Raw genomic sequence first — 23464 nt, 5'->3', positions numbered from 1 at the left:
GTTCCTCCGTGGGGACGTCTCGTCATGACTTGGTCGCTCCGGCCGTGAGCCCCGCCACCAGATGACGCTGCACCCAGGCGAACACCAGCGCCGCCGGGACGGCGATCATGACGGCGGCGGCGGTCATCGCGCCCCAGTCGGAGGTGTACTGGTTGACGAAGGTCTGGAGGCCCGCCGCGAGCGTCAGGTTCTCCTCGCCCGTCATGAAGGCGGACGCGTAGGCGACTTCGGCCCATGCGGTGATGAAGGTGTAGAAGGCGGTGACCGCGATGCCCGGCTTGGCGAGCGGTACGACCAGCCGCCAGAAGGCGCCGAAGGGATTGAGCCCGTCGACCCGCCCCGACTCGTCGATCTCGGCCGGGATGGTGTCGAAGTAGCCCTTCATCATCCAGGCGCAGAACGGCACGGCCACCGTCAGATAGGTGACGATGAGCGAGATCGGCTGGTTGAGCCAGCCGAGCGTCGACATGATCGTGTAGAGCGGCACGATGAGGATGGCCACCGGGAACATCTGGGTGATCAGCAGCAGCCACATCAGCGGCCGCATGCCGGGGAAGCGGAAGCGGCTGACGGCGTAGCCGGTGGTGGCCGCGATGAACACCCCCAGCACGGTGGTGCAGCCGACGACCAGAGCTGAGTTGCCGAACCAGGTCAGGAACTCCGTATCGCCCAGGACATGGGTGTAGTTCCGCAGCGTGGGGTCCTTGAACACTTCGGTGCTGAACGCCTCGCCCTTGGGTTTGAACGAGGTCACCAGCAGCCACAGCGGCGGGAAGACCGCGATGGCCGAGGCGAGGATCAGGGTCGTGTGCAGCCCGATCGAGGCGAGCGGGCCGCGTCTCCGGTCGCGCATGGCTGTCACACCTCTCCCTGCTTGCGGAGCGCGCGGCGGTAGACCACCGCGAAGAGCATGAGGATGAGCAGGATGAGGACGCCCCAGGCGGAGGCGCCCCCGTAGTCGCGCGGGCTGTTGACGAAGGAGATCCGGTACGCGTACGTCACCAGGATCTCCGTGGCGTCGCCGGGCCCGCCCCGGGTGAGCAGGTAGATCACCGGGAACATGTTGAAGGTCCAGATGGTGGAGAGCAGGACCACGGTGGCGGAGACCGGCCGCAGCCCGGGCAGGGTGATGTGGCGGAACCGCTGCCAGGGGCTCGCGCCGTCCATCTCGGCGGCCTCGTACCGCTCGCCGGGGATGGACTGGAGCCCGCCGAGCAGGGCGACCAGCATGAACGGCACCCCGAGCCACACGTTGACGGCGATCACCGCGATCTTGGCCAGGGTGGGGTCGTTCAGCCAGGGCACGGCGTCGATGCCGCCGCCGTCGAGCAGCTTGTTGAGGATGCCGTTCTTCTCGTTGTAGAGCAGCCGCCAGGCGAAGACGGAGACGAAGGCGGGCACCGCCCACGGCAGGATCAGCATCGAGCGGTAGACGGCGCGCCCGGCGAACCGGCGGTTCAGCAGCACGGCGAGGCCGAGGCCGAGGCCGAAGGTGACGGTGACGCAGGAGACGGTCCAGGTCACGGTCCACAGCAGCCGGTCCAGGAAGACCTGGTCCTTCAGGACCGCGGTGAGGTTGTCGAGGCCGGTGAAGCGATAGGTGGCGGGGATGTGGTTGATCCCGATGGTGCGCTCGACATTGGCCTCGTTGGCGTCGGTGAGGGAGAGATAGACGCCGCGGCCCAGCGGATAGCCGATGATCAGGCCGAGGACGATCACGACGGGCGCGACCATGGCCCAGGCATACCAGTGGCGGGCCAGCGCGGTGCGGATGCGGCCGGGGCCCGCGGCAGTCGTCGGAAGGTTCACTTCCAGTCGCCCTTGAGGAGCTTGCGGTACGCGTCCCCGACCGATGTCGCGGCCTTCTCGGGCGACGTCCGGCCGGCGAGCACGTTCGGCAACTGCACCAGGATCGCCTGGAAGAGGCTGTTGCCCTCGGGGATCCACGGGCGCTCGACGGCCTTGTCGACGGCGGCCTTGAAGAACTTCACATTGGGGTTCGCGGCGACCGTCTTGTCGGAGTAGACGGAGGTGCGAGTGGGCAGCAGGGAGAGCTTCTCGGTGGTCTTGGCCTGCACCGCGGGCGAGCTCATGTACCGCGCGAAGGCGTAGGAGGCGTCGAGGTTCTTGGAGCCCGCGTAGACGGTGAGGTTGTGGCCGCCCTGCGGGGCGCCCCGGCCCTTGCCGCCGGCCGGGACGGGGACCACACCGAGGTTGGATTTGTCCTTGAACGCCTTGCCCGCCAGGGTGTCCTCGATCGCCCACGGCCCGTTGATCGTCATCGCGACGTCGCCGTTCTTGATGGCGTGCTGCATGGTGTCCCAGCCGTCGGTGGCATCGGTCTCCGCCGCGCCGGAGGCGACCAGGTCGCGGGCGGTGGCGAACGCCTTGACTCCGGGCGCGTCGTCGACGGTGACCTTCTTCGCGCCGGTGTCGAGCAGATCGCCGCCCTCCCCGTAGAGGAAGGGCAGATACCAGTAGGCGTCGTCGCCGCGCAGATACAGCCCGGTCTTGCCGGTCTTCTGCTTGATCTTCTTGGCCGCGGCCTTCAGCTCGGCCCAGCTGGTGGGCGGCCGCACCCCGGCGTCCTTCAGCATCGTCTTGTTGTAGAAGAGGCCGAGGGTGTCGATGACCTGCGGTACGCCGTAGGTCGCGCCCTTGAACTTCGTTCCGGCGGCCGCCTTGGGCAGATAGTCGGACTGGTCGGCGAGGGCCGGGGTGCCGTCCAGCTTGGCGAGGTAGCCGATGTTGGCGAGGTCCTGGGTCCAGGCCACCTCGGCGCGCAGCACGTCGGGCGCGCCGGAGCCGCCGGACCCGGCGGCGTTCTTGAACTTGGCCAGCGCCTCGCCGAACGGGACGTTGACGTACTTCACCTTCACGTCCGGATACTTCTTCTCGAAGCCGTGGGCGAGCTGCTCGTACGTGCCCTTCTCGGCCTCGTTCGAGGTGTCCCAGTAGGTCACGGTGCCGGAGATCTTGCCTCCGGACTGCTTTCCGCCGCCGTCGCCGTCACCGCCGCACGCGGTCGCCGCGAGCGCGATGGCCGCGATCAGTGCCGTGGCCGTGATGCCGTGTCGCATGTGAACCCCTCCCGAGCCGGCCTGCGGCGCCGTGGCGCCGAATTGCGGAGGAACGTAACAGCGCGGCGGGACCCCGGAAAGACCCCCGGAAAGGTCTTGCGGAGGTTTTCTGCAAGAGACCCGAATCGTTACGCCCGCGTGTCCCGGTGGTAGCCGCCCAGGCGCTTGACAGGGGCGCCATAAGGCCCAGGAGTGCGCCTTTTGGCGCCACCCACCCCTGCAAGCTCTTCCGCAAGTCATTGCAGAGCTGTTACGTTCACCGGCATGACCCAGGAGCTCACGACCTCCCTCCAGGCCGAGCCGAGGCGATCGCCCGAAGCGGCCGCCTGGTGGCGGGACGCCGTCATCTACCAGGTGTACGTCCGGTCCTTCGCCGACAGCGACGGCGACGGGATCGGGGATCTGCGCGGCGCGCGTGAACGGCTGCCGTATCTGGCCCGGCTCGGGGTGGACGCCGTCTGGCTGACGCCGTTCTACGCCTCGCCGCAGGCCGACGGCGGCTACGACGTGGCGGACTACCGCGCCGTCGATCCGCTCTTCGGCACTCTCGGGGACGCCGACGATCTGGTGCGCACCGCCCATGAGCTGGGGCTGAGGGTGATCGTCGATGTCGTCCCCAACCACACATCGGACCGCCATCCGTGGTTCGTCAGCGCGCTCGCGGACCGGCCTCGGGGGGCGGCCCGCGAGCGGTACCACTTCCGTCCCGGCCGGGGCGCGGACGGTGAACTGCCGCCGAACGACTGGGAGTCCGTCTTCGGCGGCCCGGCCTGGACCCGTACCACCGGACCCGAAGGCACCCCGGGCGAGTGGTATCTCCACCTGTTCGCGCCCGAGCAGCCCGACCTCAACTGGGACTGTCCGGAGGTCCGCGAGGAGTTCGACTCGGTGCTGCGCTTCTGGCTGGACCTGGGCGTGGACGGATTCCGTATCGACGTCGCACACGGCATGGTCAAGGCCCCGGGACTGCCGAACATCGGCCGCACCGAACAGGCCAAGCTGATCGGCTCGCAGGTGCTGCCGTTCTTCGACCAGGACGGGGTGCACGAGATCCACCGCGGCTGGCGGCGGCTGCTGGACTCCTACCCGGGGATGCGGATCGGCGTCGCCGAGGCCTGGGCGCCCAGCGCCGAGCGGCTGGCCCTGTACGTACGCCCGGACGAGCTGCACCAGGCGTTCAACTTCCAGTTCCTCAAGTGCCCGTGGGACGCGGCCGCGATGCGCGAGGTGATCGACGAGTCGCTGGCCGCCACCGCCTCGGTCGGCGCCCCCACCACCTGGGTGCTCTCCAACCACGACGTGGTCCGGCACCCCACCCGTTACGCCGACGGCGGCCCCGGGCAGGGGCTGCGGCGGGCCCGGGCCGCGGCCCTGCTCACCCTGGCGCTGCCGGGGTCGGCCTATCTGTACCAGGGCGAGGAGCTGGGCCTTCCCGAGGTGACCGACCTGCCGGACGAGGCCCGCCAGGACCCGGCGTTCTTCCGCACCTCCGCCGAGGGGCAGGACGGCCAGGACGGTCAGGAGGGCCGCCGCGACGGCTGCCGGGTGCCGCTGCCCTGGTCCCGTTCGGGCACGTCGTACGGGTTCGGGCCGGGCGGCAGCTGGCTGCCGCAGCCCGACGGCTGGGGCGAAGCCTCCGTGGAGGCGCAGACCGGCGACCCGGAGTCCACACTGGAGCTGTACCGCGCCGCGCTCGCGCTGCGCCGGGAGCTGCCGGGCCTGGGCGACGGGCCGATGAGCTGGCTGAACGCCCCGGCGGGGGTGCTCGCGCTGTCGCGCCCGGGCTTCGTGTGCACGCTCAACACCCTCGGGGAAGAGGTCGAGCTGCCGCTCCCGGGGCGCGCGCTGCTGTCCTCCGCGCCGCTGGCGTACGGCGCCGGTACGGTGCGCATTCCTCCCGAATCCTGTGCGTGGTGGGCAATCTGACATGCGACCGGTAAGGTCCCACTCCATGACCGCACGGCTTGCCGACATCGCAGCCCAGGCGGGGGTCAGCGAAGCCACCGTCAGCCGCGTCCTCAACGGCAGGCCGGGGGTGGCCGCGGCCACCCGCGAGTCCGTCCTCGCCGCCCTGGACGTCCTCGGCTACGAGCGGCCGGTGCGGCTGCGGCAGCGCAGCGCCGGGCTGGTGGGACTGATCACGCCCGAGCTGGAGAACCCGATATTCCCCGCGCTCGCCCAGGTGATCGGGCAAGCGCTGACCCGCCAGGGCTACACCCCGGTGCTGGCCACCCAGACCCCCGGCGGCTCGACCGAGGACGAGCTGACCGAGATGCTGGTGGACCGGGGCGTGGCCGGGATCATCTTCGTCTCGGGGCTGCACGCGGACACCTCGGCCGATATGCAGCGCTATGACCGGCTGCGCGGCCAGGGCGTGCCGTTCGTGCTGGTGGACGGCTTCTCGCCGAAGGTGCGGGCGCCGTTCATCTCCCCCGACGACCGGGCGGCGATGCTGCTGGCCGTCACCCATCTGGTCTCCCTCGGGCACACCCGGATCGGGCTCGCGCTCGGGCCCAGGCGGTACGTGCCCGTGCTGCGGAAGATCGAGGGCTTCCAGCACGCGATGCGGGACCGGCTGGGGATGCCGCCCGAGGAGTCGGAGGAGCTGATCCAGCATTCGCTGTACTCCCTGGAGGGCGGTCAGGCGGCGGCGGGCGCCCTGATCGACCGGGACTGTACGGCGGTGGTGTGCGCGAGCGACATGATGGCGCTGGGCGCCATACGCGCGGCCCGCCGGCGGGAGCTGCGGGTCCCCCAGGACGTCTCGGTGGTCGGCTTCGACGATTCCCCGCTGATCGCCTTCACCGATCCGCCGCTGACCACCATCCGCAAGCCGGTGCAGTCGATGGGGCAGGCGGCGGTGCGGGCGCTGCTGGAGGAGATCGGCGGCACCCCGGCGCCGCCCAGCGAGTTCGTCTTCCTGCCCGAACTGGTGGTCCGCGGGTCGACCGCCGCGGCGCACGGCGCCCGCCCGTAACGGGACATAAGCCCACCCCGTACCGGGCATAAGCGACGAAGAAGCGACCTGCGGATGGACGCCGTCTGGCAGACTGTTGCCCTATGGGTGAAGCGACATCTCGGACCACGGCGGGCCAAACGGCCACCCCGTCACCCATCGAGGAGCCCGAGGCGCGACGGGCCGCGGGCCGGACCGCGATGGCCCGGCTGCGCACGCCCCGCAGACCCCGGCTCTGGTTCGAGGTCGCCCTGATCGCGGCCGCCTACTGGACGTACTCCCTGATCCGCAACGCCGTCCCCGAGCAGCGCGCCGAGGCGCTGCGCAACGCGAGCTGGGTCTGGGACTCGGAGCACCGGCTCGGGATGGGCTTCGAACACGGCGTCAACCATGCGGTCGACTCGATCAGCTGGTTGATCGTCGGCATGAACTACTACTACGCCACGCTCCACTTCATCGTGACGCTCAGCGTGCTGGTGTGGCTCTACCACTGGCATCCGGGCCGCTACGCCGCCATCCGGCTGGCCCTCTTCGCGACCACCGGCGTGGCCCTGCTCGGCTACTACCTCTTCCCGCTGGCCCCGCCTCGGCTCATGCACGGCGGGCACTTCATCGACACGGTCGTGGTGCACCACACCTGGGGCTCGATGGCCTCGGGAAACCTGGCCACCATGTCCAACCAGTACGCGGCGATGCCCTCGATGCACATCGGCTGGTCGCTGTGGTGCGGCCTCACCATCGCCACCCTGGCCCGCCCGGTGTGGGTGCGGGTACTGGGTCTGCTGTACCCGACGGCGACGCTGCTGGTGATCGTCGCGACGGCGAACCACTTCTGGATGGACGCGGTCGGCGGCGTCGTCTGCCTGTCCTTCGGCTTCGGGCTCTCGTACGCCTGGTACGGAGCGCTGCCGTACCGGCTGCCGAAGCAGGTGACCGGGCGGCGGCGGGCGCCCGAGCGCGAGGGCGAGCTGCGTACGGCCTGATCGGCGCCTGCCTGCACGGTTTGATCGTCCCCGGCCGACCCGCCATTCTGATGCACCGTGTACATCGCTGACGCCACTTCCGCCACTCCCGCCTCTCCGGAAGCCGTTCCGGAGGCATCGCCGGAAGCCACTCCGGAAGCCGCTCCGGAGGCCTCGCCGGGAGTCCTGCTTCCCCGCCCCCGAGCCGCGGGGCCGCGCTTCCGGCTGGTGGCCACCGACCTCGACGGCACCCTGCTGCGCGGCGATCTGACGGTCTCGCCGCGCACCCGGGCGGCGCTGGCCGCCGCGGTCCGCGCCGGGGCGCGGCATCTGGTCGTCACCGGGCGCCCGGCCGCGTCCTGCCGGGAGTTCCTGGTGGCGATGGGCTACCGGGGGCTCGCGGTGTGCGGACAGGGCGCGCAGCTGTACGACGCGACCGCGGACCGGCTGCTGGTCTCGGCCGCGCTCGACCGCGACCTGGCCCGGTCGGTGGTGGAGCGCACCGAGGAGGCGCTGGGCGCGGGGCCGCTGGAGCTGGCCGTGGTGACCGCCGCGCCGGAGAACCGCTTCGTGGTCACGGCCGGGTTCGCCGACGGGCGGCGGCCGGGCTGGGACGAGAGGGTGGAGCGCGAGGCCCTGTGGGCGCGGCCGATCGAGAAGGTGCTGATGCGTCACCGGGAGATGGCGGACGACCGGGTCGCGGCGGCCGCGACCCGGGTGGGCGCGGGCGAGGTGTCGGTGACGCACTCGGAGAAGGGCATGATCGAGGTGCTGCCCGCGGGCATCACCAAGGCGGTGGGGCTGGAGCTGGCCGCGGAGCGGATGGGGTTCACCCCCGCGGACACGGTCGCCTTCGGCGACATGCCGAACGACATCCCGCTGCTGGGCTGGGCGGGATACGGGGTCGCGATGGGCAACGCCCATCCGGACCTGATCGCGCTGGCCGACGAGGTGGCGCCGCGCAACGACGAGGACGGGGTGGCGGTGGTGCTGGAACGACTGTTCGCGCACGTCGCGCCCGCTTGAGTGGACCTTGATGCCGACTTGTCTCCCACTTGAGTCACCCTCAGGGACCTTGACGGTCGTTTTACAACTAAACAGAATGTCCAAGGTGCAAGCTGAACCACAGGAGCCGCGCGACAGCGCCGAGGACGACGTGCTGCTGCGCGAGGCCGAGAAGATCGTCACCGCCATCGGACGGATGTTCCCCGGCCTGTGCGAGGTGGTGCTGCACGATCTGCGCCGCCCCGACCAGGCCATCCGGGCCATCGAGTCCAACCTCTCCGGCCGGTCGGTCGGCGACCCGGCCACCGAACTCGGCCTCGCCCGCATCGAGGACCCCGGCTTCCCCGGCATCGTCCAGAACTACTCCAACCGCTTCCCCGACGGCCGCCCGGCCAAGAGCACGTCCATCGGCATCAAGAACAGCGCGGGCACCTACATCGCCGCCATCTGCCTCAACCTGGACGTCTCCCTCTTCGCCAGCGTCGCCCGCAGCCTCAACAACCTGGTGCGCACCGACGATCAGGAACAGCCCCTCGTGGAGACCCTGAGGGCCCGCACCGTCACCGAGCTGCGCACCGTCGTCGAGGAATTCGCCGCCGCCCGTGGCCACACCCCGCGGGGCCTGGGCACCGCCGCCAAGAAGGAACTCGTCCGCTCCCTCCAGACCCGCGGCTTCCTCCAGGTCAAACACTCGGTGCGGGTGGTCACCGAACTCCTCGGCGTCTCCCGCGCCACGGTCTACAACTACCTCCGCGCGCCGTGAGCGGTCTCAGTCCGGTGCGGCCGTGCACTGTTCGGCGGGCGGGTGGCCGTCCGGCCAGGCCAGCTTCTCGAACTCGATGTGCCGGTCCTTCCTGGGCGACAGCTTCACGATGGCCACCGCCTTGTCGTACGGCGTCCCGTACCCGTTGAGGCAGATCCAGCCGCCGGCCCCGCGCACCATCTGGTCCCCGTGCAGCCGTGGCCACGCCGCCGCGATGGAGTCCAGGTCCGGCACCTGCCCCTTGGTGGTGGTGCGGTTGCGGATGCCCGCGATGGCCGTCGTCGCGGAGTCGTAGGTGGTGATCGTCCGGCCGTCGGCGAGCCCGGTCGGGCCGATGTCGCCGACCGCCGAGGACTTGTCCCCGCCGCCGACGAGCGTGCTGAGGGCCCGGAAGTCGGCGGCCGAACCGCCCGTCGCGGGCGGGTTGCCGGTGGTCCAGGCGCTCTCGTGGGTGATGGTCGCGTACTCGACGGTCAGCCCGGCGCCGTAGGAGAAGGCGTCCCAGTCCATCGCCGGGTCGTACGCCAGCGTCGACGCGCCCGAGACCGTGACCACGCGGTAGTGCCGGTCCGCGCAGCCGCGCTTGCCCAGGGCCCTGATCAGCTGGGCGAGCGCGGGCGGGCGGCCGGAGAAGTAGATGGTGGTGGCCCGGGAGTCACAGAGGTTGTTGACCATCTGGACGAAGTCGTTCGGGATGGCCTTCGACGAGTCGTACTGCTCGGAATACGGCGTTCCCGTGGTCTCCGCGCGGAAGGCGGCGCGCAGCGACCTCGCGTAGAGGTCGTCCGCGTGGGTGTCCTCCACCAGGAAGGTGTCCCGGGGCTTCACCTTCAGGTGGTGGGTGAGCGCGCTCGCCTGGTCGCGGTTGGACGGAACGATCTTCGCGAGGCCGGGGTATCTCCGGGGGTGTTCCCGGTCGTTGCCCAGATCGTCCGCGGTGATCGGGCCGCCCACGACCGCGATGCCCTTCTCCCTGGTCAGATAGGCGATGGTCTGCTCGGTCCGGGTGACGCTGAGGTTGAACCCGAACACCGCGCGCAGCCGGTCCTTCCCGGAGTGCGCCATCCCCGCGAGCTGGTCGGACACCTCCTTCCAACGGGTCATGTCGCGGCCGGGGTTGGCGAGCACCAGACGGATCGACGGCTCGTCGCCGCTCTCGTGGTTCGCCCGGTACTGGGCGAGATACGCGCCCTGGACCTCCCGTACCACCTGGGCCCGCTCCGCCACGTCGTCCTCCGTGAACGTCATGGGGATCATCAGGGCGATGGTGGCGTACGCCTTGCCGCTCTTCGTGACCTTGCTGTTCTCGGCCTTGATGCGGTCCGACACCGGGCCCAGTTCGGCCATGAAGGAGTAGCCGCCGTCGGTGACGCCCGTGCACTCCTTGTCGCCCGCGCGCTTGTCGACCCCGGCGCCGCACGAGCGGTCGGGCGTCAGCGTGACGATGCCCACCGCCACCAGACCGCCCACGACCAGCCCCACCAGCAGCCAGTTCAGGACCCGGCGGATCGGCGGAAGGGCGGAGTGCCGGCTCCGGACGGCTCTGAAGGGACGGGCCAGGGCATGGGTCAGGGCGTGGGTCATCGGCTACTTCCCTTGACTGGAAGATCAGGGGCCTGCACCCCGTTGACCAGGGCGTCGATCCAGCCGCCGTCGGCGATGGCGTCGACGTACGCGTTGTACGCCCGCTCACGGCGCGGGCTGTTGCCGTAGTCGGTGCACAGCGCTTCCAGCGCGGTCCGCACATGCACCAGATCGGCGTCCCGGTAGCTCGGCGGCACCGCCGACAGCGGCGCGGACAGCCGCCATGCGGTGGCCAGCAGCAGCCGGATCGTGGCGTGGACCCGCTGATCGGCGCCGGCTTCGCAGGACGCGCAGCCGGGCGCGTCGTCGTCGGGCGGACCCCCGGGGGCGAAACCCTCCCACGCCTGGGGCGCGGCCGCGATCAGATTGAGGTCGCCCAGCCACTCGGCGGGGGCGCGGTGCAGATACCGGTAGTGCATCGCCCGCACCACCAGGGTGTCGATGCGGCCCTGGGCGAGCGCGTGGTGCAGATAGCGCCGGTCGTGCCGGTCGGAGTCGTCCGACCGTACGTCCCCGTCGTTGTAACGGGCGGCCGACAACGCGTGCAGGCCGGTCCAGCGCGCCTCGTCGGCCCCGGTTCTCAAGCGATGCAGCAGCAGCGCGCGCAGCGCCCGGTCGGTGATCAGCGGCGTCGGCTCGGAGTGCCCCGTCGGCCAGGGCCGGTGGTCCCAGTGCGGCCGCTCCAGGGTGGCGTCCCGCAGCCGTCTGACGCGCAGTTCGGGGCTGGTGCCGGGCAGCGCGGCCCGGTCGGCCCGGAGCAGCCGCGCCGCGGCCTCCGCGTCCAGCGCGGGCGCGATCCGCAGCACCTCCTCCCGTACGTCCGGCTCCGGCAGCAGCCGCTCCAGCAACCGCGCGCCCACCGGCTCGGCCGAGCCGGGGACGGCAAGCGACAGCAGCTGGTCGAGGGCGAAGGGGCCCGGCTCGTCCAGCCGCGCGGTCGCGGCCCCGGCGAGCAGCAGGGCGTCGCCCGTACGCCCGCCGCTCAGCCGGGCGATGACGTCGGGCAGCGACGGCGGGTACGCGGCGTCGCCGAGCATCGAACGGATCTCCGCGTCGTCGACCTTGGGGATGCCGAGCCGCAGCAGCCACGCATGCGGCGGGCACCGCTCCGGCTTCGTCCACGGGGGCGCGTCGGTGGTGAGGGACGGCGGCGCCGAGCCGTCCCCGAGCGAGGTGGCGAAGACGACGGGAAGCATGATCCGCCCGCGCCCGCGCCACTCCCGGCTGTCCCGCGCGTACCGGTCGACGAACGGGCCGAGGAAGCGCTCGCGCAGCGCCTCGTCCACGTTGTCCAGCAGGATCAGCGGCGGATGCTGGGTCCTGCGCGCCCAGGGGCCGTACGAGCCGTTGATGTCCGCCAGCAGGGCGGCGATCAGATCGGCCTCCACCTCGGCCCGGGCCGCTCCCCCCCGGCGGAACTTCCGCACCAGCGCGAACAGCCGCTGCACGGCGTCGCCGTCGATACGGTCCAGGTGCGAGCGCCACCACGACGAGCCGTCCCGGCCGTCGTCGCTCCGGGCGAGCAGGGTGTCGGTGGCGGCGCTCAGCACCTCCTGGAGCCCCGGCACCCCGGGCAGCAGCCCCGCCACGACCCCGCCCAGCGCGTTCAGCCATCGCCCGACGACCACCTTCCGCGCCTGCGGGTCGGGGTTGCGCTGCGCGAGGATGTCCCCCAACTCCTCCTCCGCCGCCACCAGATCGGCGGGCGCCACGTCGTCGCGGTGCGGGGAGTCACGGTGCGGGGCGTCACGGTCGCGCGCGTCGCGGTCCCGGGGCTCCGGCCGCCACGCGCTGATCACCAGCAGCGCGGGCGCGAGCCGGGGAAAGGTCAGGGTGTGCCTGCTGCCGTCGCGTTCGTAGCCGAGCTGATGGGAGGCGGTGAAGAGCAGATTGGTCACCGGGGACGCGTTCGCGGTGTCCAGCCGGGCGCGGTCCCCCTGGTCGTCGGCCGAGTACGGGGCCTCCCCCAGATCCACCCGGGCCGTGGGCACCCAGGCGTGGTAGCCGTCGTACAGCGCGTCCAGCAGCGCCGTCTTGCCGGTGGCCCGGCCGCCGACGACCTCCACCACGGGCTCGCCCGCCGGGAACGTCCGCTTCCCCCACGGACCGCCGCCCGGCGGCATCCCGAGCAGCGCGGGGGCCAACGTGTCCATGACGCGGCTGAGGTTGTACAGGCCGCTCCCCATCGTGCCCCCCGTGGCTCGCCCTTCCCCCGCTATACCCGGGGAGCGCGCGCCTATACCAGGGCTTGGTGGAGGGCCGTCAGGCGATCCAGCGGTAGCGGTGCTCGGGGCGGCCCGTGCCGCCGTAGCGCAGGGTGACCTCGGCCTGGCCCGTATCGGCGAAGTACTCCAGATAACGGCGCGCGCTCACCCGCGAAAAGGCGCCCACCTCGGCGCATTCGGCGGCGGACAGCCCGTCGGCGTGGGCCCGCAGGGTCCGCTCGACGAGGTCGGCGGTGTGCGAGGCCAGCCCCTTGGGCAGCTCGCGGGAGGCGCGCGGGCGCCCGCCGAAGATCTGGTCCACGTCCTCCTGCCGTGCCTCGCCGAGGGTGTCGAGCCGGGCGCGCAGGGCCGCCGCGTGCCGCAACTGGTCCTGGAGCGCGGCCCGGTCGAACGGCTTGATCAGGTAGTGCAGCGCCCCCGCGCGCAGCGCCTCCCGCACGACATGCGCGTCCTTGGCGGCGGTCACGAACAGGGCGTCCACGTGGTGCCCGCCCTCCTCCTTCGCGCGCAGCTCGCGCAGCACGCTGATGCCGTCCATGTCCGGCAGATAGATGTCGAGGAGCACGAGGTCGGGGCGGAGCTCATCGGCGGCGCGCAGCGCCTCGGCCCCGGTGTGCGCGACCCCGACGACGGTGAAGCCGTCCGTGGCCGCCACATAGCGGCTGTGCAGCTTGGCGACCATGAAGTCGTCCTCGACGACCAGCACTGTCGTCACCGACCGGCCCCCTTTCTCGCGACCACAACGACCACAAAATCTTTTAATACCGGAAGCGAGACAGCCCGGTAACCCATAGGCAACATGTGGCGCACCTCACAGGCAAGTCCGAAAGGTGGTGTCACCAGGTGCGACAGCGTCCGAGTCTGCCGCTGCCTTCTGCCCTGCGTACCCCGCTGGCCGTGCTCTCGGCGGCCCTGCTCGTCCTCCTCGCCCCGCCACTGCTCAGCTCCGGGGACGGCTCCGCGGGCGGTACCCACATTCCGGGCCTGCGCTTCATGGTGCCCAACACTCCCGGCGGTGGCTACGACATCACCGCCCGTACGGCCGCCAAGAGCGCCGAGGACGCCGACCTCGCCAACAACATCGAGGTCTTCAACCTCCCCGGCGCCGGCGGCACGGTCGGGCTGAGCCAGCTCGTGGCCGAGCGCGGCAACGGCAAGCTCGCGATGTCGATGGGGCTGGGCGTCGTCGGCGCCGTCCACACCAACCACGCGCCGTCCTCGCTCGCCGACACCACGCCCGTGGCCCGGCTCACGGAGGAGCCGGACATCGTGGTCGTCGCCAAGAACTCCAAGTACCGGACCTTCGACCAGCTCCTCGCGGACTGGCGCAAGAAGCCCCACTCGCTCCCGGTGGGCGGCGGCTCCTCCCCCGGCGGGCCGGACCATCTGGCCCCCATGCTCATGGCCAAGGCCGCCGGGATCGCCCCGAAGACCGTCAACTACATCGCCTACGACGGGGGCGGCGAACTGCTCGCCTCCGTCCTCGGCGGCAAGGTCGCCTTCGGCGTCTCGGGCATCGGCGAATACCTCGACCAGATCAAGTCCGGCGATCTCCGGGTACTCGCGGTCACCAGCGCCGAGCGGCCGAAGGGGCTCGACGCGCCGACGCTCAAGGAATCCGGGCTGGACGTGACGTTCACCAACTGGCGCGGCATCGTGGCCCCGCCCGGCCTGAGCGACAGCGAACGCGACAAGCTCACCGGCCTGATCGCGAAGCTGCACGCCTCCCAGGAGTGGAAGGACGCCGTCGAGCGCAACCAGTGGACCGACGCCTATCTGCCGGGCGAGGACTTCGGGCGCTTCCTGGACGCGCAGGACAAGCGCGTGGACACCGTGCTGAAGGAGCTGGGGCTGTGACCGAAACCGCCGACACACCCGACACCCCCGGCAGCCCTGCGCTCGCGGAACGCCTGCGCGGCCGCTCCGAACTCGGCGTCTGCGCGCTGCTGCTCGTCCTCGGCGTCCTCGTCCTCTCCGACGCCCTCACCATGGACGCCAGCTTCACCCAGCGCGGCCCGGTCGGCCCCAAGACCGTGCCGCTCGTGGTCGGCGCGGGGCTCCTCCTCGTCGCCGTCCTCCTCGCCGTGGACGTGCTGCGCGGCGGGCGGGGCGAGGCCGAGGGCGGCGAGGACATCGACCTGAGCGCGCCCGGCGACTGGCGCACCGTGCTCCTCCTCACCGGGGTCTTCCTCGGCAACGCCGTCCTCATCCAGCCCCTCGGCTTCCCCATCTCCGGCGCGCTGCTCTTCTGGGGCTCCGCGTACGCGCTGGGCAGCCGCTCCTTCCACCGTGACCCGATCGTCGCGGCGGTCCTGTCCGTGGCCACCTTCTTCGTCTTCGACCGGCTGCTCGCGGTGCCGCTGCCCGGCGGCCCGCTGATGGGGGTGCTCTGACCGATGGATTCCCTGAACTCCCTCCTCGACGGATTCGGCACCGCCCTCTCCCCCATCAACCTGCTGTGGGCGGCCGTCGGCGTGCTCCTGGGCACCGCGATCGGCGTCCTGCCCGGCATCGGCCCGGCGATGGCGGTCGCGCTGCTGCTGCCCGTCACGTACGGGCTCGACCCCACGGCCGCGTTCATCATGTTCGCGGGCATCTACTACGGCGGCATGTTCGGCGGCTCCACCACGTCCATCCTGCTCAACACCCCGGGCGAGACGGCGGCCGTGGTCGCCGCGATGGAAGGCCACCCGATGGCCAAGTCCGGGCGCGGCGCGCAGGCCCTCGCCGCCGCCGCCATCGGGCACTTCGCGGGCGGCATGATCGGCACGACGCTGCTCGTCTTCCTCGCCCCGACCGTCGCCGACCTCGCCGTCGACATCGGCGCCCCCGACTACTTCGCCATCATGGTCCTGGCGTTCGTCGCCGTGACCTCCGTCCTCGGCAGCTCGCGCATCCGCGGCTTCGCCTCCCTGCTCATCGGCCTCACCCTCGGCCTCGTCGGCCTGGACCGGCTCACCGGGCAGCAGCGGCTCACCTTCGGTTCGCTGCAGCTCGCCGACGGCGTCGACGTCGTGATCGTCGCCGTCGGGCTCTTCGCCATCGGCGAGGCGCTGTGGGTGGCCCTGCACTTGCGCACCCGCCCCGACCAGCCCATCCCCGTCGGCCGCCCCTGGCTCGGCAAGGCCGAACTGCGCCGCACCTGGCGCCCCTGGCTGCGCGGCCCCGCGATCGGCTTCCCCTTCGGCGCCATCCCCGCGGGCGGCGCCGAAATCCCCACCTTCCTCTCCTACGTCACGGAGAAGCGGCTCTCCAAGCACCGCGACGAGTTCGGCAAGGGCGCCATCGAGGGCGTCGCGGGCCCCGAGTCGGCGGCCTCCGCGTCCGCCGCGGGCACGCTCGTCTCCATGCTCACCCTCGGCCTGCCCACCACCGCCGTCGCCGCGGTGATGCTGGCCGCGTTCCAGCAGTACGGCATCCAGCCCGGCCCGCTGCTCTTCGAACGCGAACCGGACCTCGTCTGGGGGCTCATCGCCTCCCTGTTCATCGCCATGGGCCTGCTGATCGTCCTCAACCTGCCCCTGGCCCCGGTCTGGGCCAAGCTGCTCCGCATCCCCCGCGCCTACCTGTACGCGGGCATCCTCTTCTTCGCGGCGGTCGGCGCGTACGCGGTCGGCGGCGAGCCGCTGGACCTGGTCATCCTGCTCATCATCGGCCTGCTGGGCCTGCTGATGCGGCGCTACGGACTACCCGTCCTGCCCGCCGTCATCGGCGTCATCCTCGGCCCCGGCGCGGAACTCCAACTGCGCCGCGCACTCCAGATCAGCGACGGCAGCCTCACGGGCCTGGTCAACACGCCGTTCGCGGTGACCGTGTACGTGGTGATCGCCCTGATCGTGGCCTGGCCGGCGATCCGGAAGCTGCTCCCGCGTGCGAGGACGGGAGCCTGAGGTGCCGACGTCCCGGCCTTGCTCCGCGGAGCGGGGGCCGGGGCAGCATCCCCGAGCATGGGACAGCCTGCCGAAACACTCCGCAACGGCCACGTCGAACTGCGCCGTTGGCGTGCGAGCGACCTCGAGCCCCTGCGCCGGGCGATCGAGGAATCGCTTGATCACCTCATACCGTGGATGCCCTGGGCCGCCGTCCAGGAGCGGCAGCGGACGGCCGCGTACCTGGAGCGGAGCGCGAGGGAGTGGGATTCGGGCGAGGTCTACGGCTACGCCATCGTCACGGAAGACACAGTGGTCGGCAGTTGCGGGCTCGCGCGCCGGATCGGTCCCGGCGGGCTCGACATCGGCTACTGGCTCCACCCCGCGTGGACCGGCCGGGGCCTGGCCACGCTGGCGGTGGCGGCGCTGGTCCGGCAGGGATTCGCACTGCCGGGGATCGACCGGCTCGACATTGTCCACGACGAGGCCAACCGGGCCAGCGCCGCCATCCCGCGCCGTCTGGGCTTCACCGAGGTCGCCCGTCATCAGGTACCCGACGGCCCGACCGCCCCCGGCGAGGTGGGAGTCGATGTGATCTGGCGGATGCACAAGCCGGTCACCGCGTGAGCAGGACGGAACTCATACCCGTCGCTTCTGCCCGTCAGAAGAACCAGCTCTTGGACTGATGGCCCTGGCCCCCGTCACCCTGAAGCACATGGAGACCACGGGGAGCATCAGGGACGCGATCGCGGCCGAACGGCGGGAGCTGGCCGACCTGTTGGACACCCTCACCCCCGCGCAGTGGGACGCGTCCTCACTGTGCGCGGGGTGGCGGGTGCGGGAGGTGGCGGCGCACATGTCGCAGGGGTTCCGCTACCCGGCGCCCCGCACGCTCCTCGAACTCCTCAAGGCGCGCGGCAGCCTGCACCGGATGACCGGCCGCCTCGCCCGCGCCGACGCGGCCGCCATCTCGACGGACCAACTCGCCGCATATCTCCGCGACAACGCCCACCACCCCTGGAAGCCCCCGGTCGGCGGCATCACGGCGGCGCTGGGCCACGACGTGATCCACGGCCTGGACATCACGGTCGCGCTGGGCCTGGACCGCCGGGTGCCCGAGGCCCACCTACGCCCCCTCCTGGCGGCCATCGCCCCCAGAACCCTGAAGTTCTTCGGCGCCGACCTCACCGGCGTCCAGCTCCGCGCCACCGACCTCGACTGGTCCTACGGCACCGGCACCGTTCTGACCGGCGCCGCCCAGGACCTGCTTCTGGTCGCCTACGGCCGCACACTCCCCCCGGGCCACCTCCACGGCGAAGCCGGCGCGCGGTTCGTCAGCGCCTGAGCGGCCATCGCCATCGGTGCCCGTAGCAGAAGTCGTCATAGCCCCTGGGTAACATCGGCCGTCACACACGGGGGACGGGGATGGACGATGAGGCAGTTCGTACGTGCGCGCCGCAGGACCGCTTGGGCGGGTGTCGCCATCGCGGTGGCGGTGGCGGCGGGGCTGGGTACGTGGGCCACGGGCACGTGGCCGTTCGACGGCAGGGACACGTACTGCTGGGGCGCGTGGGAAGAGGACAGCGGGCCGGAGTTCCTGAGCAGTGAGGCCGAGCGTACGTCCGAGGAGACCGCGCCGACTGCGGAGCGGCCGCGCGGCCGTTGCACCGTCGCGCTGCATGCCGAGGACGTCGGCAGCGATGGCGAGAAGAACGTCGACACGACCGAGATCAGGGTCGGTTACGGCCCCGCGCCCGAGGATGCCGCGCGGCGTATGACGTGGATCGGCGGATACCTCAACGGCCGTGCGATGCCGCTGCCGGACGGGCTGCCGGGCGTCACGGACGGCAAGCACGCGCTGTTGGTGCTGCCCGAGCGGTGCGACGCGGGTGACGGCCGGCCGACCGCCGTCACCCTGGACGCGAAGGCGGAATCGGCCTGGAGCGGCGGCACGTTGCCGGCGGACGCGGGGCTCGGCGACGCCCGTTCCGTGGCCGAGCTGCTCGTGGCGGCCGCCAACCGGGGCATGGAGGGGGCGGGGTGTGCCGGGGCGAAGCCGCTGCGGGTCGTCTCGCCGGTGCTCACCCTGCCCGAGGAGGTGGAGTCCTACCGCTCCCCCATGTGCCGGATCAGGGGACTGGACCTGGGCGCGGCAGCGGAGGACCTGGAATACCAGGTCGGCGCGGTCACCCGGGACCTCCAGCTCTGTTCGGTGCGGACAAGGCCCGGCGGGGACCAGTACTTCGACGCCGTGATGGTCGCCCAGCCGCGGCTCGCCACGCTCTTCGACGGCGCCACGGGCAGCAAGGCGCCCGCCTGCGGGTGGCGCGGCACGGGGGTGTTCGCCGACGACTACAAGGTCGTACGGGCCGACTGTGCGGGGCGCCCCGTCACCTTCGCGATGCTGGCCCCGTCCCTGCGGCGGCAGACCGCGCCGCACTTCGTCGCCTTCACCAACGCCGTGACGCGACGCGTCGGTTGCGTGCCCGTCGCACCCGGGGGGTCCGGCCGATGACCGACGTAGAGAGCAGCAAGGACAGCCGGTGGTGGCGGCGTCGTCCGACCCGCGGGCGGCTGCGGCTCGCCGTGACCATGGGGGTGGCCGGAGCCGTCGCCGGGGCGCTGCTCGGCGGCGCGGGGGTGGCATGGCAGGCGGAGGCGGGCCCGTTCGCGGACGACCGGGCCTGCTGGGGCGCGCTCGCCGGGGACGACGTGGCGGCGCTGTTCGACGGCAAGACGGACGTCGAGACGTCCGAAGTGCCCATTACCACCGGCCGCGTGGGCAGCGAGGGACCGTCGGGCATCTGCCGTCTCACCTCGCCGCGCGGCTGGCGGATCACCGTCCAGGCGCACCGGCTGGACCCCCGGTTCGGCGGCGCGGGCGACCGTTGGGCCGATGAGTACCTGTCCTCCCGGCTCACTCCGCTGGGCGGCGGACTGCTGGGCATGGCCTCGGACACCCGGGCCTGGCTCGCGGTGCCCGAGGGCTGTGCCGGCCGGCAGAGCGACATCGACGGCCCCGTGGTGATCGACATGGATGCCGGCTGGACCATCTACGACGACGAGGTCAATACCGCGTCGCGCGATCAGCTCGCCCGCGCCGTCGTGAAGCTCGTCAACGGCTACATGGCCGACAGGGGGTGTTCCGGCACTCTCGCCGACCCGGTGGACCGGTTGCCGAAGCCGGCGCGGTTCCTGGACGAGAAGCCGGACGCCCTGTGCGGTATCGAGGGGCTGCGTTTCCCCGGCGCGGACGGGCGCGACGCGCTGGGCCGTCCCATGGTGACCCGGGGCGCGGGCCCGGTGCGCACCTGCGACCGCCATGTGCTCTTCGGCCACCCCGAGCTGCGGCTGATGACGGTCGAGGACCCACGGCTTGCCGCGCTCTACGGCCCCCTGTCCCTGGACGGCGCCGCCCACCGGATCAGGGCCCGTGATCATGACGGGACCGGGTTCGTCCGCGACGACCTGGGCCTGTTCCAGGCCGAGTGCCAGACCGGGGATGTCACCTTCCTGGTCCGGGCGGACGATGCCAGCCGCCCCGGTGCCATCCGGGCGCTCCTCCCCCGCTATGTGGCCGCGGAAGCCGACCGCATCGGGTGCGGGCCGCTCCGTATCACCGTGTCCGGGGGCGCCTGACGGGCCGGGGCTCCGGCCCTCCCGGTGGGGGCCGGACCTGCCGCCGTGCGGGGCTCGTCGCTTAGGCTCGGCAGCGGGCCTTGATCGCGGCAGGGCGTGGGACGCCAGACACGGGACGGAGGCGGCACGCATGGCCGTACCGCAGGGACGCAGGAGCAGCACCTTCACCCGGCTGCTCCGGCACGGCTTCACCGACCCCTCCGCCGCTCAGCGGCTGCTGGACTCGCCCGAGATGGCGGGCGTACGGGCGGACTCGGTGCTGCTGGACGCGCTGGGCGGGACCGCCGATCCGGATCTGGCGCTGCGCGGGCTGGTGCGGCTGGTGGAGGCGCTGCCGGAGGAGGCCGGGGACGGGGAGGAGGCGGGGTCGCGGCAGGCGCTGCTGGACACGCTGGTCACCGCCAAGCCGCTGCGGGACCGGCTGCTGGGGGTGCTCGGGGCGTCCGAGGCGCTGGGCGATCATCTGGCGCGGCATCCGCAGGCCTGGCACGCGCTGCTGACGTACGAGCCCGCGGATCTGCATCCGACGACGCCCGAGTTCGAGCAGGCGCTGGCCGAGGGGATCTGGGGCGTGCCGGGGGCGGGGATGCCGCGGCCGGACGCGCTGCGGGTGGCGTACCGCAAGGCGCTGCTGGCGATCGCGGCGCGCGATGTGTGCGGGACCACCGATGTCACGCAGGCGGCGGCCGAGCTGGCGGATCTGGCGACGGCGACGCTGCGGGCGGCGCTGGAGATCGCGGCCGAGGAGCAGCCCGAGGACGCCGCCGCGTGCCGGCTGGCGGTGATCGGGATGGGCAAGTGCGGCGGGCGCGAGCTGAACTACGTCTCGGACGTCGACGTGATCTTCGTGGCGGAGAGCGTGGACGGGGTCGAGGAGGGCAAGGCCGTGCAGGCGGCCACTCGGCTGGCCGCGCGGCTGATGCGGATCTGCTCGGATGTGACCATCGAGGGCACGATCTGGCCGGTGGACGCCAATCTCAGGCCGGAGGGGCGCAACGGGCCGCTGGTGCGGACGCTCTCCAGCCATCTGGCCTACTACCAGCGGTGGGCCAAGACGTGGGAGTTCCAGGCGCTGCTGAAGGCCCGCCCGGTGGCGGGCGACGGCGCGCTCGGGCAGGCGTATGTGGACGCGCTGGCGCCGCTGGTGTGGCAGGCGTCCGAGCGCGAGAACTTCGTGCCCGATGTGCAGCAGATGCGCCGCCGGGTCGTCGAGAACATCCCGGTCGCGGAGATCGACCGGGAGCTGAAGCTGGGTCCTGGCGGCCTGCGGGACGTCGAATTCGCCGTGCAGATGCTGCAGTTGGTGCACGGGCGGAACGACGCGTCGCTGCGCAGCGGCACCACGCTGGACGCGCTCGCCGCGCTGGCCGCGGGCGGCTATGTGGGGCGTTCGGACGCGGCGGCGCTGGACGAGGCGTACCGCTTTCTGCGCTCGATGGAGCACCGGATCCAGCTGTACCGGCTGCGCCGTACCCATCTGGTGCCGGAGGACGAGGCGGATCTGCGGCGGCTGGGCCGGTCGCTGAACTTCCGTACGGAGCCGGTGCCCGAGCTGGGGGCGGCGTGGCGGCGGTACGCGCGCGAGGTGCGGCGGCTGCACGAGAAGCTGTTCTACCGGCCGCTGCTGGACGCCGTCGCCCAGCTGGAGCCGGGTGAGGCCCGGCTCAGCTCCCGGGCGGCGGGGCAGCGTCTTGAGGCGCTGGGTTACGCCGATCCGGCCGGCGCGCTGCGTCATCTGGAGGCGCTGGCGTCCGGTGTGAGCCGCAAGGCGGCCATTCAGCGGACGCTGCTGCCGGTGCTGCTGGGCTGGTTCGCCGATTCCGCGGACCCGGACGCCGGGCTGCTGGGCTTCCGCAAGGTCTCGGACGCGCTGGGCAAGACGCCCTGGTATCTGCGGCTGCTGCGGGACGAGGGCGCGGCCGCGGAGAATCTGGCGCGGGTGCTCTCGGCCGGGCGGCTCGCCCCCGATCTGCTGCTGCGCGCCCCGGAGGCGGTCGCCCTGCTCGGCGATCCGGAGGGGCTGCGGCCGCGCGGCCGGGACCATCTGGAGCAGGAGGTGCTGGCCGCGGTGGGCCGCGCGGACGGGGCCGAGCAGGCGGTGGCGGCGGCGCGCGGGGTGCGGCGGCGCGAGCTGTTCCGTACGGCCGCGGCGGATGTGATCGAAAGCGCGCGGCTGGCCAACGGGTCGGTACGGCCCACCGTGAGCTGGCCGCCGCCGGGCGGCGAGGAGACCCCGGCCGCGGCGAAGGCCGCCGCGACCGCCGCCGTGCCGTCGAGGACGCCGGAGGTGCCCCGCGCGCTGCGCGACTCCGAGCCCCACGTTCCGGCCCGCCCCGCCGGCCATGCGCCCCCGGCCGAGGAGCACCGGGACGCGGCGGCGCTGGCCGATCTGGTCGGCGACGCCGTCTCCGACCTCAACGCGGCGACCATCGCGGGCGCGCTGCGCGCCGCGGTCCGCGACACCTGGGGCGACGAGCTGCCCACCCGCTTCGCCGTGATCGGCCTGGGCCGGTTCGGCGGCCATGAGCTGAGCTACGGCTCCGACGCGGACGTGCTGTTCGTCCACGAGCCGCGCGAGGGCGCCGACGAACAGGAGGCCTCACGGGCCGCGTTCGCCGTGGCCAACGAGATGCGGCGGCTGCTGCAGCTGCCCACCGTCGATCCGCCGCTGCTCATCGACGCCGATCTGCGCCCGGAGGGCAAGTCCGGCCCGCTGGTGCGCACCCTCGCCTCGTACGCCGCGTACTACCGGCGCTGGTCGCTGGTCTGGGAGAGCCAGGCGCTGCTGCGCGCCGAGCCGGTCGCGGGCGATCCGGACCTCGGGGCGCGCTTCATCGAGCTGATCGACCCGCTGCGGTATCCGGCCGAGGGGCTGGGTGACGACGCCATCCGCGAGATCCGCCGCCTGAAGGCGCGGATGGAGTCCGAGCGGCTGCCCCGGGGCGCCGACCCGACCACCCACGCCAAGCTGGGCCGCGGCGGTCTGAGCGATGTGGAGTGGACGGTGCAGCTGCTCCAGATGCGCCACGGCTGGGAGCAGCCGGGGCTGCGCACCACCCGCACCCGCCGGGCCCTGGCCGCGGCGCACGCGGCCGGGCTGATCGGCACCGAGGACGCCCAGACCCTGGACGAGGCGTGGGTGCTGGCGACCCGGGTCCGCAACGGCGTGATGCTGGTCCGGGGCCGCCCGGGCGACACCTTCCCCAGCGACTCGCGCGAACTGGCCGCGGTGGGCCGCTACCTGGGCTACGGCCCGGGGCATGTGGGCGAGATGCTGGACGACTACCGCCGCACGACGCGCCGGGCGCGGGCGGTGGTGGAGCGGCTGTTCTACGAGTACGAGGACTGACGGTCCTGCCGCCGCCGTGGCCTCGTCGGCCC

The 23464-nt window shown here is 72.3% G+C and carries 19 protein-coding genes; 13 read left to right on the top strand and 6 right to left on the bottom strand.

Annotated elements, in window-relative coordinates; genetic code table 11:
- Nucleotides 1–22: 22 nt before the first annotated feature.
- From ACFZCY_RS07045 to ACFZCY_RS07035, 3 genes are all read right to left on the bottom strand, one after another.
- A complete protein-coding gene (locus ACFZCY_RS07045) occupies nt 23–853 on the bottom strand; it encodes an ABC transporter permease subunit (RefSeq protein WP_391169996.1) in 831 nt (276 codons plus the stop codon).
- 5 nt (nt 854–858) lie between these two features.
- Nucleotides 859–1734, bottom strand: coding sequence for an ABC transporter permease subunit (locus ACFZCY_RS07040; RefSeq protein WP_391170407.1), 876 nt, complete (start codon nt 1732–1734; stop codon nt 859–861).
- Between the two features lie 71 nt (nt 1735–1805).
- The gene (locus ACFZCY_RS07035) at nt 1806–3080 is read right to left on the bottom strand and encodes an extracellular solute-binding protein (protein ID WP_391169995.1); all 1275 of its coding nucleotides are present in this window, start codon (nt 3078–3080) and stop codon (nt 1806–1808) included.
- Nucleotides 3081–3344: 264 nt separating this feature from the next.
- Here ACFZCY_RS07035 and ACFZCY_RS07030 point away from each other — a divergent pair, with 264 nt between their 5' ends.
- From ACFZCY_RS07030 to ACFZCY_RS07010, 5 genes are all read left to right on the top strand, one after another.
- Entirely contained in the window at nt 3345–5006 is a 1662-nt protein-coding gene (locus ACFZCY_RS07030; RefSeq protein WP_391169994.1) for an alpha-amylase family glycosyl hydrolase, read from the top strand.
- A 25-nt stretch (nt 5007–5031) separates the two neighbouring features.
- A complete protein-coding gene (locus ACFZCY_RS07025; protein ID WP_391169993.1) occupies nt 5032–6057 on the top strand; it encodes a substrate-binding domain-containing protein in 1026 nt (341 codons plus the stop codon).
- 83 nt (nt 6058–6140) lie between these two features.
- On the top strand, nt 6141–7019 hold the full coding sequence (locus ACFZCY_RS07020) for a phosphatase PAP2 family protein (RefSeq protein WP_391169992.1): 879 nt from the start codon (nt 6141–6143) through the stop codon (nt 7017–7019).
- A gap of 204 nt (nt 7020–7223) precedes the next feature.
- Nucleotides 7224–8024 carry a Cof-type HAD-IIB family hydrolase gene (locus tag ACFZCY_RS07015; RefSeq protein WP_391170405.1) on the top strand — a complete coding sequence of 267 codons (801 nt, stop codon included), beginning with the start codon at nt 7224–7226 and terminating at the stop codon, nt 8022–8024.
- A gap of 85 nt (nt 8025–8109) precedes the next feature.
- Nucleotides 8110–8766, top strand: coding sequence for a PAS domain-containing protein (locus tag ACFZCY_RS07010; protein ID WP_391169991.1), 657 nt, complete (start codon nt 8110–8112; stop codon nt 8764–8766).
- 6 nt (nt 8767–8772) lie between these two features.
- Here ACFZCY_RS07010 and ACFZCY_RS07005 read toward each other — a convergent pair whose 3' ends face one another.
- The 3 genes from ACFZCY_RS07005 to ACFZCY_RS06995 all read right to left on the bottom strand — a co-directional run bounded on the left by ACFZCY_RS07005 (nt 8773) and on the right by ACFZCY_RS06995 (nt 13290).
- On the bottom strand, nt 8773–10350 hold the full coding sequence (locus ACFZCY_RS07005; protein WP_391169990.1) for a hypothetical protein: 1578 nt from the start codon (nt 10348–10350) through the stop codon (nt 8773–8775).
- Nucleotides 10347–12536 carry a hypothetical protein gene (locus ACFZCY_RS07000; RefSeq protein WP_391169989.1) on the bottom strand — a complete coding sequence of 730 codons (2190 nt, stop codon included), beginning with the start codon at nt 12534–12536 and terminating at the stop codon, nt 10347–10349. Before ACFZCY_RS07000 ends, ACFZCY_RS07005 begins: the two co-directional genes overlap by 4 nt.
- Before the next feature lie 76 nt (nt 12537–12612).
- Nucleotides 12613–13290 (bottom strand): response regulator, encoded by a 678-nt coding sequence (locus ACFZCY_RS06995; protein ID WP_391169988.1) that lies wholly within the window; start codon nt 13288–13290, stop codon nt 12613–12615.
- A gap of 164 nt (nt 13291–13454) precedes the next feature.
- Between ACFZCY_RS06995 and ACFZCY_RS06990 the strand changes: the two genes are divergently transcribed.
- The 8 genes from ACFZCY_RS06990 (at nt 13455) to ACFZCY_RS06955 (ending at nt 23432) form a co-directional block, all read left to right on the top strand.
- Nucleotides 13455–14432 (top strand): tripartite tricarboxylate transporter substrate-binding protein, encoded by a 978-nt coding sequence (locus ACFZCY_RS06990; RefSeq protein ID WP_391170403.1) that lies wholly within the window; start codon nt 13455–13457, stop codon nt 14430–14432.
- Entirely contained in the window at nt 14429–14968 is a 540-nt protein-coding gene (locus tag ACFZCY_RS06985) for a tripartite tricarboxylate transporter TctB family protein (RefSeq protein ID WP_391169987.1), read from the top strand. The genes ACFZCY_RS06990 and ACFZCY_RS06985 overlap by 4 nt, the downstream gene beginning before the upstream one ends.
- A gap of 3 nt (nt 14969–14971) precedes the next feature.
- Nucleotides 14972–16465, top strand: coding sequence for a tripartite tricarboxylate transporter permease (locus ACFZCY_RS06980; protein WP_391169986.1), 1494 nt, complete (start codon nt 14972–14974; stop codon nt 16463–16465).
- A gap of 57 nt (nt 16466–16522) precedes the next feature.
- Nucleotides 16523–17071, top strand: a complete 549-nt coding sequence (locus ACFZCY_RS06975; RefSeq protein ID WP_391169985.1) for a GNAT family N-acetyltransferase — start codon at nt 16523–16525, stop codon at nt 17069–17071.
- 88 nt (nt 17072–17159) lie between these two features.
- Nucleotides 17160–17789 (top strand): maleylpyruvate isomerase family mycothiol-dependent enzyme, encoded by a 630-nt coding sequence (locus ACFZCY_RS06970; RefSeq protein WP_391169984.1) that lies wholly within the window; start codon nt 17160–17162, stop codon nt 17787–17789.
- Between the two features lie 87 nt (nt 17790–17876).
- Nucleotides 17877–18959, top strand: coding sequence for a hypothetical protein (locus tag ACFZCY_RS06965; RefSeq protein WP_391169983.1), 1083 nt, complete (start codon nt 17877–17879; stop codon nt 18957–18959).
- Nucleotides 18956–20083, top strand: a complete 1128-nt coding sequence (locus tag ACFZCY_RS06960; RefSeq protein ID WP_391169982.1) for a hypothetical protein — start codon at nt 18956–18958, stop codon at nt 20081–20083. Before ACFZCY_RS06965 ends, ACFZCY_RS06960 begins: the two co-directional genes overlap by 4 nt.
- Before the next feature lie 130 nt (nt 20084–20213).
- Nucleotides 20214–23432 (top strand): bifunctional [glutamine synthetase] adenylyltransferase/[glutamine synthetase]-adenylyl-L-tyrosine phosphorylase, encoded by a 3219-nt coding sequence (locus tag ACFZCY_RS06955; protein ID WP_391169981.1) that lies wholly within the window; start codon nt 20214–20216, stop codon nt 23430–23432.
- Nucleotides 23433–23464: the final 32 nt, after the last annotated feature.

Origin of the sequence: Streptomyces sp. NPDC007983 (assembly GCF_042958345.1) — a bacterium.
GTDB lineage: Bacteria > Actinomycetota > Actinomycetes > Streptomycetales > Streptomycetaceae > Streptomyces.
This window is presented reverse-complemented; position numbering and strand designations above follow the sequence as displayed.